At 60.6% G+C, this 13323-nt stretch carries 12 protein-coding genes; 7 read left to right on the top strand and 5 right to left on the bottom strand.

Annotated elements, in window-relative coordinates:
* Positions 1 to 18 precede the first annotated feature (18 nt).
* Complete coding sequence (locus tag DHN60_RS02050) at positions 19 to 1587, bottom strand: hypothetical protein (protein ID WP_108835583.1); 1569 nt, start codon at positions 1585 to 1587, stop codon at positions 19 to 21.
* Between the two features lie 87 nt (positions 1588 to 1674).
* Between DHN60_RS02050 and DHN60_RS02045 the strand changes: the two genes are divergently transcribed.
* A complete protein-coding gene (locus DHN60_RS02045; protein ID WP_255415547.1) occupies positions 1675 to 1803 on the top strand; it encodes a YHYH protein in 129 nt (42 codons plus the stop codon).
* 155 nt (positions 1804 to 1958) lie between these two features.
* On the opposite strand, the gene DHN60_RS02040 is transcribed toward DHN60_RS02045, so the two are convergent.
* Positions 1959 to 2507, bottom strand: a complete 549-nt coding sequence (locus tag DHN60_RS02040; RefSeq protein WP_108835581.1) for a hypothetical protein — start codon at positions 2505 to 2507, stop codon at positions 1959 to 1961.
* Complete coding sequence (locus DHN60_RS02035) at positions 2504 to 3448, bottom strand: aspartate carbamoyltransferase catalytic subunit (protein ID WP_108835904.1); 945 nt, start codon at positions 3446 to 3448, stop codon at positions 2504 to 2506. Before DHN60_RS02035 ends, DHN60_RS02040 begins: the two co-directional genes overlap by 4 nt.
* A gap of 105 nt (positions 3449 to 3553) precedes the next feature.
* Here DHN60_RS02035 and DHN60_RS02030 point away from each other — a divergent pair, with 105 nt between their 5' ends.
* From DHN60_RS02030 to DHN60_RS02010, 5 genes are all read left to right on the top strand, one after another.
* Positions 3554 to 4327, top strand: coding sequence for a uracil-DNA glycosylase family protein (locus tag DHN60_RS02030; RefSeq protein ID WP_108835580.1), 774 nt, complete (start codon positions 3554 to 3556; stop codon positions 4325 to 4327).
* Complete coding sequence (locus DHN60_RS02025; RefSeq protein ID WP_108835579.1) at positions 4320 to 4931, top strand: LysE family translocator; 612 nt, start codon at positions 4320 to 4322, stop codon at positions 4929 to 4931. The genes DHN60_RS02030 and DHN60_RS02025 overlap by 8 nt, the downstream gene beginning before the upstream one ends.
* Positions 4928 to 5470, top strand: a complete 543-nt coding sequence (gene moaB / locus DHN60_RS02020) for a molybdenum cofactor biosynthesis protein B (RefSeq protein WP_108835578.1) — start codon at positions 4928 to 4930, stop codon at positions 5468 to 5470. Before DHN60_RS02025 ends, moaB begins: the two co-directional genes overlap by 4 nt.
* Before the next feature lie 96 nt (positions 5471 to 5566).
* Complete coding sequence (locus DHN60_RS02015; RefSeq protein ID WP_108835577.1) at positions 5567 to 7024, top strand: efflux RND transporter periplasmic adaptor subunit; 1458 nt, start codon at positions 5567 to 5569, stop codon at positions 7022 to 7024.
* 4 nt (positions 7025 to 7028) lie between these two features.
* Entirely contained in the window at positions 7029 to 10643 is a 3615-nt protein-coding gene (locus DHN60_RS02010; protein ID WP_108835576.1) for an efflux RND transporter permease subunit, read from the top strand.
* 21 nt (positions 10644 to 10664) lie between these two features.
* On the opposite strand, the gene DHN60_RS02005 is transcribed toward DHN60_RS02010, so the two are convergent.
* Positions 10665 to 11486 (bottom strand): protein-disulfide reductase DsbD domain-containing protein, encoded by an 822-nt coding sequence (locus DHN60_RS02005; protein WP_306415964.1) that lies wholly within the window; start codon positions 11484 to 11486, stop codon positions 10665 to 10667.
* Between the two features lie 147 nt (positions 11487 to 11633).
* Between DHN60_RS02005 and DHN60_RS02000 the strand changes: the two genes are divergently transcribed.
* Positions 11634 to 12206, top strand: coding sequence for a YqgE/AlgH family protein (locus tag DHN60_RS02000; RefSeq protein WP_108835575.1), 573 nt, complete (start codon positions 11634 to 11636; stop codon positions 12204 to 12206).
* A 108-nt stretch (positions 12207 to 12314) separates the two neighbouring features.
* Here DHN60_RS02000 and DHN60_RS01995 read toward each other — a convergent pair whose 3' ends face one another.
* Entirely contained in the window at positions 12315 to 13238 is a 924-nt protein-coding gene (locus DHN60_RS01995; protein ID WP_108835902.1) for an L-threonylcarbamoyladenylate synthase, read from the bottom strand.
* Positions 13239 to 13323: the final 85 nt, after the last annotated feature.

The following is a 13323-nucleotide window of genomic DNA, read 5'->3' as shown; positions in this document are numbered from 1 at the left end:
CAAATTCCTATATTTCGCTTAGCTTGCGAGGGCCGAGTTCACGGCAGAAAGCGCCGGTATTGCCGTGCCGCGTACACTGACAGTGGTGAAGCCATTGTTTCCGTCGACATCTTTGAAGAACGGCGTTTCCAACTCGGCTTGGAAATCACTCAAGATACTGCGAGCTTTTTTCTTCAGATCTTCCCGTTTTTTCCCGTCGGGTTCTTGAACCAGCGCCTCCAGCGCATTCTCTAGCTTGTCATCCAAGGCGTCGAGATATTCAAACAGCTCGTGGGTATCGTCGGCGATCCCTCCATACTCTTCCCCCTGACACTCCGCGATAATCGCGTTTCGCAGCTTGCCCATTTCTCCGCGCAGCGACGTGCGTGCTTTGATCCATCCCAATCTGGCACGCACAAAAGGAACGATATTGGTCGGAATGTCTTTCTCAGCGTCCGAGCTTTCGGCGGCTTCCGCATCGGCCAGCAACTTTTCGATGCCGGGTACCAGTTTTAATGCGCCGTCATATTTCTGCTGCGCGCCCGCGCCGGTAAAGGCCGACCAGGCCGCGCGCATTTTGCCGACATCGCCGAAACCTTTACCCAAGGCGGCAAGTACAGGCGCTTCGAGGCTGGCAAAAGCATCACTCCATGCACGTCCATCTTCTGTAGCGGTATGATCGATTAGAGGCGTTTCATCCGAACTGTCGTCTTCGTCAGTATCAGGGGGGTCTTTCGCCTCCTGTGTCTGCGCCGCCGAAGCTTTGGTGATCGCAGCCCCAAGCACCTTTGCGGTCTCTCCGGCGGCCTTGATGTCTTCCGCCTCAATCTGATTTTTCAGGCGCTCCAGTACCCCCAGCAGCTTTGTTTTGCTTTCGCTGTCCTGCAAACCGTCGATACGCTTTTCCAAAGACGCCGCCACGCCGAGCAGTTTGATCACATCCGGATTGGATGGAGGGGGAGGAGGCGGCGGCGCAGGGCTGTCACTTGTTCCCGTGTTGGCATTCTCAACCTTGCTGATTGCCGCATTCAGTTTGTTGAAGCCATTTTCAGCAGCATCAAGGTCACCATCCTTAACCGCCTTCACAGCTTTGGCGTAGTGCTCTGATAAGGCCTTGCGCACATTCTCAGGCAACGCGGCCAACTTGCTTTTTATGGCCGCTGCCATCTCCAAAACGGTCTTGCGGCGCGCCTCATCTTCCAGCTCGCTACCGTCTTTGTCATCACCGTCATCCGGCAATCCATCGTCTGGAAGCTCTTCGATGTCCTCTTCAAGAACGTTGCCGCTTCCGTCGAGGATCACAACATTTAGGGCGCATTTCTCGGCCTTGAATAGCTTTTTCAGCTTCTTTGACATGCCTGGGAGCTCACGCTCGCATTTCAAAGAAATGACCTTCCCGCTCACTGACGCAAGCCCAAAGGCATATTTCGATCCATCGGATTCCTTACGGACCTGGCGGGACACGACTTCCGGCGCCTTCTTGCGATCCATCGAAAAGATATCATCTTCCGGTTTCTTGCCCGGCGCATAAGCAAAGGCGATCTCTTGTTTCTTTGCCACCTTGAGCAGTTTCTTGAGCTCATCGCCTTTCAGCGCGACTTCAGACATCGAAATACCTCCAGCTAAATCAGTATCATGAAGCATCCTACAAAGATTTGACGTTGGGGCAACGGGATCACTCGAACTTTGTAGAGTTTGCACAGCGGCAACTTAGACGAATGTAATGGCGCCATGGTGGAAGGCACTTACACCTATTTTGCTACGGACAGTTTTCCGTTTTTTCCTCATTGCCTGAAAGGCAAGACAGTCACGCAGTTTCGCTAGATCTGTTTGGCCTTGAGGCCAGCGCTACGCCGCAATTGTGTCGTAACCCAGCGACCAGAGGTTTGACATCGAAAGCCGCTGTTCGCGGCATCCCTCCCAAAGGCCCGATATCGGAAAGCCGCGCAACCATTGCATCGCCCGCTGCCTGCGCAACCCTACCCGGCAATCCAAATAAACACTGCCGTAAATACCGCCAGCACCAACAGCACCAGCGTCGCGACACGCCCGGACATGGCCGCATCCGAGGGCTTCTTTTTCACCGTTTCAGGTGGCGCGGAGTAGGGTTTGGCGCTGTCGGACTCGATGTTCTCTTTCGCCTGCCAATCGGTGCGGTGTTGCCCGTAGGTGCCAATCAGGGTCATTTCCGGGATCGGTGTCAGCGTCATCGCCTTTTGGCCAAAGGCCCGGGAATAGACGACCATCACCCAGCCGTCCAAACTGTTCAGCTTGGCTTGGTCCGTCCCAATCGTTTCCTCGGTGACGTCGCCGCCCTCAACGAGGTATTCGGTTAGCCCGATTTCCTGAATGTCGGCCACTTCGAACAAGGCGATATGGGCATTGTCGAGCGGACCGTCGGGGCCAAGAAGGGCAAAGGTTTCTTCGACCGTCTTGGTGCGCTCGCTGACCTCTTCTGACGGCATGGATAGGGCAAATACCCGCACAAGGCCTTGTTCACTGGCCGGGACGTGGATTTGCGCGCTCATGCAGCGCCCTTGAGCTTGCGTTGATTGCGCGCCAGCAAATCCATAGCGGCCATGCGCACGGCGACCCCCATTTCGACCTGATCCTGAATGACCGAGCGGTTGATATCGTCGGCAAGCTCTCCGTCAATTTCCACGCCGCGGTTCATCGGCCCCGGGTGCATCACGATGGCATCCGGTTTGGCGTGAGACAGTTTTTCAGCATCCAGCCCAAATCGGTGGAAGTATTCGCGTTCCGACGGAATGAACCCGCCATCCATGCGTTCGCGTTGCAGGCGCAGCATCATGACCACGTCAACGTCCGCCAGTCCTTCGGCCATGTCGTCATAGACTTCGACCCCAAACTCTCCGATTCCCGAAGGCATCAGTGTCGGCGGCCCAATCAGCCGGATGCGGTTTTCCATCTTGCCCAACAGCATAATGTTGCTCCGCGCCACGCGCGAATGCGCGATGTCGCCGCAGATCGCGATGCTCAACCGGTGCAACCGCCCCTTGGCTCGCCGAATGGTAAGCGCGTCAAGCAGGGCTTGGGTGGGGTGTTCGTGCCGCCCGTCGCCGGCATTGAGAACGGCACAGTTCACCTTTTGCGCCAGCAGGTCCACAGCGCCCGAGTGTGGATGGCGCACCACCAGCAGGTCGGGGTGCATGGCGTTCAGTGTCATCGCGGTGTCGATCAGTGTCTCGCCCTTAGCGATGGAACTGGCTTGCATCGCCATGTTCATCACATCCGCGCCCAGCCGTTTGCCCGCCAGTTCGAAACTGGCCTGCGTGCGCGTCGAATTTTCAAAGAACATGTTGATCTGGGTGAGGCCAGCCAGCGCGTCGCTATGCTTTTCCGCAGATCGGTTAAGCGTCACGTAGTCCTCGGCAAGGTCCAGAAGGGTCACGATTTCTTCGGGCCGCAGGTGTTCGATGCCCAGAAGGTGGCGGTGGGTAAAGGTCATGGCGGCCCCTGTCGCTGTGCTTGTCAGCTTATATGCACTGAGCGGGCGGCGCGGCAAGCGCGATGGGCCATTCAGCTTTGCCCAAGCAGTCGCTAGTCTGGTCTTATGGATTCGGCGGAGTATCACAGCGCATTAAGCGCCCTGACCTGGCAGATTGAGCTGGGCGTGGATACGTGCATCGCGGATGAACCGATCAATCGGTATGAGGTGCCTGCAAAGGTTGAGAAACCAGCGGCTCCGGCGGCTCCGGTGGCGGCGGTTGCGGTTGTCGCGGCCCCTGTAGGCGAGGTTGATGTCGTTGCCGCAGCCCGCGCTGCGGCCGCAGGTGCACAGGATCTTGAGGGATTGCGGGCCGCCTTGGAGGCCTTTCCGCATTGCGAGTTAAAGCTGGGCGCGCGCAATCTGGTGTTTTCTGACGGTGCGCCGGGTGCGCGGGTGATGATTGTGGGCGAGGCACCGGGCCGGGATGAGGACCGCGAGGGGCGTCCGTTTGTGGGCCGGGCCGGGCAGTTGCTCGACAAAATGCTCGCGGCGATTGACCTCAATCGGGACAGCTCGGTCTACATCACCAATGTCCTGCCATGGCGCCCGCCGCAAAACCGGGACCCAAAACCCGAAGAGATCGCAATGATGCAGCCATTTTTGCAGCGTCATATCGCGCTGGCTGCCCCGGATGTGTTGGTCGTCGTCGGCAATCACGCCTGTCAGGCTCTTCTGGGCAAGCGGGGGATCACGCGGCTGCGCGGCGATTGGACGACTGCCGAAGGCAAGCCCGCGATTCCGATGTTCCACCCCGCCTACCTGCTGCGCAACCCTGCGGCCAAGCGCGAGGCATGGGCAGATCTATTGGCGTTGAAGGCGCGGTTGGCCGATGGTTGATCCGCTGATGTTACTGGCCTTTATCCCGGCAGGTCTGGCGCTGAACCTGACGCCGGGATCGGATATGGTGTTTTGCCTTGGGCAGGGGCTGCGTTCGGGGCCGCGCGCGGCGGTGGCGGCCAGCGCAGGGATTTCACTGGGGGCGTTTATCCATGCAGGTCTCGCGGGATTGGGCCTCGGCGCTCTGGTCGCAACGGTTCCAGCCGCGTTTGAAATCATTCGCTGGGTCGGGGTCGCCTATCTTTTGTGGCTGGCCGTGCAGACACTGCGCCATTCCGGGCAAGCCGAAAATGTGCCCGTATCAAATGCAACCATGGCCTTTCGTGGTGGCCTGATTGTGAACCTGTCCAATCCCAAAGTGATCCTCTTCGTGCTGGCCTTCGTCCCGCAATTTGTTGATCCGCACGCGGGATCGGTGCTGGGCCAGTTCCTGATCTTTGGCGCGATGATGAGCTTTGGGGGATTTATCATCAACAGCGCCGTTGGGGTGTTCGCGGGCGGTATGGGCCGCCGCTTTGCCCGTGGCAGCCGGGTGCTGGACTGGATTTGCGCCAGCGTGTTTGGCGCTTTGGCGCTGCGGTTGGCCATATTGGAGCGCGCATGAGCCGTATTGATCAAAGCAAAGACTTCATTGCGATCCGCATCGCTGTTCTGACCGTCAGTGACACACGCACGCTGAACGAGGACCGATCGGGGGATCTGCTGGTCGGGCGGCTCACAGAGGCAGGGCACACCCTCGCTGATCGCAAAATCCTCACAGATGAGCGGGCTGAGATCGCCGAGCAACTGCGCGCATGGTGCGATGATCCAGAAATCGACGTGGTGATTTCGACCGGCGGAACGGGCCTGACGGGGCGCGATGTCACGGTCGAGGCGCACCGCGATGTCTACGAAAAAGAGATCGACGCCTTTGGCACCGTGTTTACGATCGTGTCGATGCAAAAGATCGGGACAAGCGCCGTTCAAAGCCGCGCGACAGGTGGCGTTTGCAACGGCACCTATCTTTTTGCACTGCCCGGCAGCCCGGGTGCGTGCAAGGACGCGTGGGATGAAATTTTGGGCAAACAGCTCGACTATCGCCACCGCCCCTGCAACTTTGTGGAAATTTTGCCCCGTTTGGACGAACATCAGCGACGGAAATAGGGGGCCAACGCGTAACAGCTTTGTGGGTTTGGATGACTGGAAAGCCCATATAATGTGCTATCTACTTGGTACGGGTCGAAAAAGTAGCGAAGATACATGCGTTTTATTAGACAAAGTTTGATTGGTTTCGTGCTGGCCGGGGTTACTCTCGGGTTGCTGGCCTATGCCGCGCAACTGGTTGGGTCCGCGGTGCAGGAACGCATGGCACAACAGACCAACGCGCCGCCCGCGCGGGAACGTGTCTTTGCCGTTGGGGTCGAACGCGCCGTACCCGGCACCGAAACTCCGCTGCTTGAAACGTTCGGAGAGGTGGAAAGCCGGCGCCGGCTTGAGTTGCGCGCTGCCACTTCGGGCCGGATAATTGAACTGTTCGAAGGGTTTGACGACGGCGGCGTGGTCAAGGCCGGTCAAGTGCTGGTGCGCATTGACCCCGCTGATGCAAGAGCGGCGCTGGACCGCGCCAAGGCCGATCTGCTGGATGCCGAGGCCGAGGTGCGCGACGCCGAACGCGGCCTTGCCTTGTCGCTGGATGAAGAGGCGGCGGCACAGGATCAGGCAGATTTGCAGCGCCGCGCGTACCTGCGGCAGGTTGATCTGGCGGATCGCGGTGTCGGAACGGCCGCAGCCGTGGAAGCCGCGGAACTGGCAGCAGCCTCTGCGCGCCAGTCAGTGCTGGCCCGCCGCCAGGCCGCGACGATTGCCGAGGCCCGCATTGATCAGGCTCAAACCCGGCTGGCCCGCGCCATGATCGCGCTGGGAGAGACGGAACGCGTACTTGATGACACAACTCTGATCGCCCCATTCGATGGCACGCTCAGCGAAACAGATGTGGTGGCAGGACGTCTGGCGACGGCCAATGAAAAACTGGCCTTGCTGATCGATCCGGCGGCGCTTGAGGTCGCGTTTCGGGTGTCCACGGCGCAATACGCCCGCCTGTTGGGCGAGAATGGTCAGGTGATGCCAGCCCCCGTGACCGCGACGCTGGAGGTGTCTGGTGTGGATTTGCAGGCCAGCGGCATCATCACACGATCCAGTGCGGTATCGGGCGAGATGCAGACAGGACGCCTGATTTTCGCCCGGCTGGACACAGCACTTGGATTCAAGCCGGGTGATTTTGTGACGGTGACCGTGCAGGAACCGCCGCTCGAACGCGTGGTACGTTTGCCGGCCTCTGCGGTTGATGCGAATGGCACAGTGCTGGTGCTGGGCGAAGATGACCGGCTTGAGGCGCTGGAGGTGCGCGTGCTGCACCGCGAGGGCGATGATGTTCTGGTGCGCAGTCCCGATCTGGAAGGGCGCGATGTGGTAAAAACCCGAACACCGCTGCTTGGCCCGGGTATCTCAGTGCGCCCCTTGCGTCCCGAGGCGGCGAACATCCCGACCGAGCCGCAGATGCTGGAATTGACCGAAGAACGCCGCGCCCGTCTGATCGCCTTTGTCGAAGCAAACGATCGTATGCCCGCCGAGGCCAAAGCCCGCGTGCTGTCCCAACTGGCCGAGGCCCGCGTGCCCGCCCGGACTGTCGAACGTATCGAAAGCCGGATGGGGGGCTAGGGCGGTGGTGCGTGCGATCCCCAAAGCGGCCGGCGGTATCCTCAGCTATTTTGTACGGCACCGCACCATTGCAAACCTGCTTTTGCTGATGATGCTGGCGGCGGGCTTTGCTGCGATGCCGAACATGCGTGCACAGTTCTTTCCAGATGTGATTGTCGACAACGTGACGGTCAATGTGTCTTGGGATGGGGCAGGGGCCGAAGACGTTGATGCGGCCATCATTCAGGTGCTTGAACCCGGACTGCTGGCGGTTGAGGGGGTCGAATCCTCGTCCTCCACATCGCGCGAAGGGTCCGGCGCCATCACGCTGGAATTTGAGCCCGGCTGGGACATGGGCCGCGCGGCGGATGATGTGCAGACGGCGGTCGATCAGGTCAACACGCTGCCCGATGATGCGGATGACCCCAATGTGCGCCGTGGCGCATGGCGCGACAGGGTGACAGATGTGGTTATCACTGGCCCTGTGGAAACACCGCAACTGGGGCTGTTTGCAGATGAACTGGTCGTGCGCCTGTTTGCGGTTGGGGTCACACGGACCTCCATTCGTGGCATCGCCGCCCCCCAGATCCTGATCGAGGTGCCGTCGCTGCAACTGATCGCCAATGACGTGACGATGGCCGAGATTTCCGCGGCCATTGCGGCCGAGGTCGACACCGATCCCGCAGGTGATGTGACCGGCGCCAATGCGCGCGTGCGCACCGGCACACAGAAACGAACACCAGACGCGATTGGCGGCATTGTCCTGCGGTCCAACCCTGATGGGTCCAAGCTGCGCATTCGTGATGTGGCGCGGGTGGATCAATTGGGGGCCAACCGCGAACGCAGCTATTTCGTGGGCGAGAACCCGGCTGTGTCCATCCGCGTGGACCGCTCGAACCGGGGCGACGCAATTGAAATGCAGGCACAGGTGCAGGACGTGGCCGCAGAGTTGCAGGCCACCTTGCCGCCCTCTGTCACAGTCGAGTTGATCCGCACCCGGGCCGAGGCGATTTCGGCCCGCTTGAACATCCTGCTCGACAACGCAATTGTCGGATTGGGCTTGGTGGTCGCGCTGCTGTTCTTGTTCCTCAATGCGCGCACCGCATTCTGGGTGGCGCTGGGCATTCCGGTGGCCCTGATGGCGGCGATTGCCCTGATGTATGCGGGCGGTCTTACCATCAACATGGTCTCGCTCTTTGGTCTGATCATCACGCTGGGCATCGTGGTCGATGATGCCATCGTGGTGGGCGAACACGCCGATCACCGGCACCGCGCCTATGGTGAAGCGCCCAAGGTTGCCTCTGAGAACGCGGCGCGACGGATGGCCATGCCTGTTTTTGCTGCCACATTGACCACTGTGATCGCCTTTTTCGGCCTGATTGCTGTGGGTGGGCGATTTGGTGATCTGATCCGCGACATCCCGTTCACGGTGATCGCGGTTTTGATCGCCTCGTTGATCGAGTGTTTCCTGATCCTGCCGCACCACATGGCCCACGCGCTAGAGGGGTCAAACAAAACGACGTTCTCGCGCTCCCGTTTGGGGGTCGCACTGGCCGCTATCGCGGCCCTCGCGGCAGTTGTTTCCGGGGCAATCAGTTTCGTTCTGTGGCCCGAGGTCATGACCAACTGGCGGGCGGCACTGCCCTACCTTGCCGCAGGTCCCGGCATTGCAGGGGCGGCGTTTCTGGTCATGCCTCGTGCGCGGAAAACGAAATGGGTCGCGGCCATGGGCCTGCGCGGCCTTGATACCCCGTCTGTGATCGTCAACGCCGGGTTCGAATGGATGCGCGAACGGCTGTTCCGCCCATTTATGGCCGGGGTCATCGCATGCCGCTACGCGGTGGTGGCCGGGGTCTGCGTGATCCTTGCCAGCCAAGTCGCCCTGTTCATCCAAGGTGATGTGCAGTGGCGCTTTTTCAACGCACCGGAACGCGGGTCGGTCACCGGCAACTTTGCTATGGTCGAAGGGGCCAGTCGCGAAGACACGCTGACCATGATGCGCGAAATGCAGCGCGCCACCGAAGCGCTGGGCGCCGAGTTGGAAGAGACACATGGGCGCAATCCCATCGACTATGTGATCGCTGAGATCGGCGGCAACGCGGGCCGGGGCCTGGCGGGCACAGACACCAAGGACAGTGACCTGCTGGGCGGTATTTCAATCGAACTGATCGATGCCGATCTGCGTCCCTATTCCTCTTTCGCTTTCGTGGCACAGTTGCAGGATGCGGTGATCCACCATCCGCTTGTGGAAACGGTCAGCTTTCGCGGCTGGCGCTCGGGGCCCGGCGGCGACGCGCTGGACGTAGAGTTTTTCGGGGCGGACACAGACACGCTCAAGGCCGCGTCCGAAGACCTAAAACGCGCGCTGCTGCAATACCCCGAAGTCAGCGCGGTCGAGGACAATCTGGCCTACGACAAGGAAGAGTTGATCCTTGATCTCACCCCGCAAGGGCAGGCGCTGGGCTTTACCATCGACACATTGGGGCGCGCCCTGCGGGATCGGCTGAACGGGATCGAGGCAGCGACCTATCCAGACGGACCCCGCAGTGCCGAAATCCGTGTGGAATTGCCCAAAGGCGAATTGACGGCTGATTTTCTGGATCGCACCCAGATGCGCACGCCTGACGGGCTGTATGTTCCCTTGGCCGACATCGTCAGCGTGGCCAGCCGGACAGGATTTTCCACAGTGCGGCGCGAAAACGGAATTCGCTTGATCTCGGTCACCGGTGACATTTCCGAAGATAACCCGGCCCGCGCAACCGAGATCAATCAGGCGATGGCGGATGATATTCTGCCCACCATCGCCGCAGAGCGGCAGGTCGAGTACCGACAGGCGGGGCTCAGCGAGCAAGAGGATGAATTCCTGCGCGATTCCATGACTGGCCTCATACTGGTGTTACTGGGCATCTACCTTGTGCTGGCGTGGGTCTTTTCCAGTTGGACCCGGCCCGTTGTGGTGATGGCGATCATCCCGTTTGGCCTTGTGGGGACCATCTATGGGCATGCGCTGTGGGATATACCGCTGAGTATGTTCACAGTGGTTGGTTTGCTGGGCATGACGGGGATTATCATCAATGATTCCATCGTGCTGGTGACCACAATTGACGAATATGCCGAAGAACGGGGGCTGTTTCCGTCCATCATTGACGGAGCTTCGGACCGGCTGCGCCCTGTGATGCTGACAACGCTCACAACAGTGCTTGGGATGACGCCACTGCTCTATGAAACCTCCCAGCAGGCGCAGTTTCTCAAACCCACCATCGTCACACTGGTCTACGGGCTTGGGTTCGGGATGATTTTGGTGCTGCTCGTCGTTCCGGCACTTGTGGCGATACAGCATGACGTGGCGCGCCAGATCAAAGCGATGCGGCGTGGGCTGGTATCACCGACGGCCTCAGTGCGGTGGAGCTTTACAGTGCTGTGGGCGCTGGTGCTGGCATGGTTTGCGGGCACGCTGGGTCATACAATTGTGTTCGGTCAATTGCCACAACTGGTGTTGGACGCTTTGCCCGCGTTGGCAGATCGTAACGCGATGCCTGCTGCGCTGATGTTGTTCAGTGGGGGAGTGCTGGGTCTGGGGGCTTTGGCCTATGTGTTGGGTGCGCTCGGGTTTCAGATCGCGCGCAGGCGTTCGGCCTGAGCCACGTCAATTGTCCGTGGACTAACCGGCGGTGCAGCCTTTGACATCAACGGCGTAGTTGCCACCCAGTATCGTGATCCGAACGTCAGAGCGGTCGATCCCAAAGGCGCCACCGTTCGCGTGCATCATTTCGCTTACAGCGATCAGCGTGTTGCCCTTGCGGGTGGTGCGCGCTTCGCTGATCCATAGATCGGGCGTGCCGGTTTCGATCACGGCCACTTCATTGCCGCCGGTGTTGGGCAGGGTCACATGGGCTTCGATCTCCATACCGTCGTCCAGCGGGCGCAGGCGGCAGGTGGCGCTGGCCACCTTGGCCTCGGACGCGCTGTAGGGCACATCCGCGAGTGCCGCCACAATCGCAGGTGTCGGAGAGGTGTCGGGTGCATCAAGCATCGTGTCAAAGTCGATCTCGTGCGGGATGCATACATCCGCGCATACGCCCAGTGCCATGGTACCACGCAGGCGCACAGGTTTGCCGGCGCGGGCCGAGGTGACATGCAACGGGATAACCAGCTGTCCCGAATAGCCAATCGAGCGCATTCCATTGTCCACATAAACCGACGGCGTGGGCCATGTGATGGCGACGCTTTTAAGATTGCGCGCAAGGCTCCAGTCAAAACTGGGGGGGATGCCAGCATCGCCGGGGCTGCGCCAATAGGTTTTCCATCCCGGCGCAAGCGTGAGGCGCAGGGCGGCCACACGTCGGCCGTCGGGCAGGTCCCAGCCTTGCAAGACCTCTGACGTCACGGGGTTGGCATAGGCGTTTTGCGCCTGCGCGGGCAAAGCGGTGAACGCGGCGGCAATGGTGGCAAGAGCGGCGGGCAGGGCAAGGGGCATTTTCATGACCCCTACATGCCTATGGGTGCGGTAAAATCCAAGTCACGATCCAGTGCGCGCACCTTTGCCGGTCATTAGGGCGCCTCTTGTGATGCGCCCGTCGGGGCGGCATGTTGGACAGGCAAGACCCGCTGACACCGGCAGGAGACCAAGATGAGCGACCCTATCGCCCTCGATCTGACAGGCAAATTGCTGGTGGCGATGCCTGGTATGGGTGATCCGCGCTTTGACCGTTCAGTCGTGTTGATCTGCGCCCATTCGCAGGACGGGGCGATGGGGTTGATGATCAACAAACCCGCGCGGGATGTTGATCTGGGTGCGCTCATGGCGCAATTGGAGATAGAGGCTGATCCGGCCCTGAGCGATCTGTCGGTTCATATCGGGGGGCCGGTTGAGACCACGCGCGGTTTTGTGCTGCACAGCACCGATTACCGATCGCGCCTGCAAACGCTCGAATTTGGGGACGACTTTGGCATGACCGCGACGCTGGATGTGCTTGAAGACATGGCTGCGGGCAAGGGCCCCCAGGCGGCGTTGGTCATGCTCGGATATGCCGGGTGGGGGGCTGGTCAGCTTGAGGGCGAGATTGCCCGCAACGGTTGGCTGACGGTCGAGGGCGATGCATCTCTGGTCTTTGACCCCGATGACGATGCCAAATGGGCGGCAGCCTTGGGCACGCTCGGCATTGATCCTTTGGGCTTGTCGGGAATTGCCGGGCGCGCCTGAGGATCAAGTGATCCGACAGAGGCTGCGCCACGCCATTTTATGAAGGGGTTTTCCCCGGGCCGCGCGGCCACCTCCAATGGCTTTTTGGTCAGATTGAACCGACGTGGATCAGCGCGGCGCTGCGGCCCGTTCAAGGCGGTCGTTTATGGCCGCGCCCAGTCCTGTGTCGGGAATTGGGGCGACTGCAATGGGTTTGTTGATTGCGTCCAACGCGTGGAGATGGGCGAAGAGGTTCGCAGCAGCCTGTGTGAGGTCGCCCGCGGGGGAGAGGTTGAGATCGCAGGGGCCGGGCCCAAAGCCAAGCATGATTTCGCCTTTCTGCGCGCCTTTGGCGTTGAGCCTGAGGGTGGCGCGCGGGGCGTAGTGCGAAGCGAGTTGCCCCGGGGCGGTGATGTCTGTTCCCGCTTGGGCCAACGGGCCGGTGATCTCAACGATCTCTTCTTCGGGAACGCCTCCTTGACGCAGCAGAGCCAGCGGCGCGCCTCCAATAATCGTCGACTCAAGGCCAACGGTGCAGGTGCCGCCGTCAAGGACGGCATCAATCTTGCCCTGCAGGCCTGCCATCACATGCTCGGGCGTTGTGGGGCTGATCCGGCCGGACGGATTGGCTGATGGCGCGGCTATGGGGCCGTCAAATTGCGCCAAAAGGGCGCGTGCGCCGGAGTGGGCAGGAACGCGCAGTGCGACGGTGTCCAACCCGGCTGTGACCAGCGATGACAACCCGTGATGTGGCGCAAGTGGGACGACAATGCTCAGCGGACCGGGCCAGAATTGCCGCGCCAGGGCCAGCGATTGTTGATTAAATACGCCGTAGCGCTGCGCCATCTCAAGGTCTGCCACATGGACGATCAGCGGGTTAAAGCTTGGCCGCCCCTTGGCGGCATAAACCCGCGCGACCGCCCCGCCATCGCGCGCATCCGCGCCAAGGCCATAGACGGTCTCCGTGGCAAAGGCGACCAGCCCGCCAGCGCTTAATATTTCGGCAGCCCGGGCAATGCCGGGCGGGTCTGATGCAAGCCGTTGTGTTTCCATGTCATCCGTGACGCCGCGTTCAAGTTGCGCCCACGCGCGCCTGCCGCAACTATAAAGCCAAAGACGCCCATGTACGCACGCGCCC

It is taken from the genome of Tateyamaria sp. Alg231-49 (assembly GCF_900143535.1).
Lineage (GTDB): Bacteria > Pseudomonadota > Alphaproteobacteria > Rhodobacterales > Rhodobacteraceae > Tateyamaria.
The sequence above is the reverse complement of the archived record's forward strand: the minus strand, read 5'-3'. Positions and strand labels throughout refer to the sequence as shown.

Excerpts from the sequence above, each read along its gene's own strand:
- DHN60_RS02050 (WP_108835583.1), bottom strand. The coding sequence starts at position 1,587 with ATGTCTGAAGTCGCGCTGAAAGGCGATGAGCTCAAGAAACTGCTCAAG.
- DHN60_RS02040 (WP_108835581.1), bottom strand. The coding sequence starts at position 2,507 with ATGAGCGCGCAAATCCACGTCCCGGCCAGTGAACAAGGCCTTGTGCGG.
- DHN60_RS02035 (WP_108835904.1), bottom strand. The coding sequence starts at position 3,448 with ATGACCTTTACCCACCGCCACCTTCTGGGCATCGAACACCTGCGGCCC.
- DHN60_RS02030 (WP_108835580.1), top strand. The coding sequence starts at position 3,554 with ATGGATTCGGCGGAGTATCACAGCGCATTAAGCGCCCTGACCTGGCAG.
- DHN60_RS02025 (WP_108835579.1), top strand. The coding sequence starts at position 4,320 with ATGGTTGATCCGCTGATGTTACTGGCCTTTATCCCGGCAGGTCTGGCG.
- moaB (WP_108835578.1), top strand. The coding sequence starts at position 4,928 with ATGAGCCGTATTGATCAAAGCAAAGACTTCATTGCGATCCGCATCGCT.
- DHN60_RS02015 (WP_108835577.1), top strand. The coding sequence starts at position 5,567 with ATGCGTTTTATTAGACAAAGTTTGATTGGTTTCGTGCTGGCCGGGGTT.
- DHN60_RS02005 (WP_306415964.1), bottom strand. The coding sequence starts at position 11,486 with ATGAAAATGCCCCTTGCCCTGCCCGCCGCTCTTGCCACCATTGCCGCC.
- DHN60_RS02000 (WP_108835575.1), top strand. The coding sequence starts at position 11,634 with ATGAGCGACCCTATCGCCCTCGATCTGACAGGCAAATTGCTGGTGGCG.
- DHN60_RS01995 (WP_108835902.1), bottom strand. The coding sequence starts at position 13,238 with ATGGAAACACAACGGCTTGCATCAGACCCGCCCGGCATTGCCCGGGCT.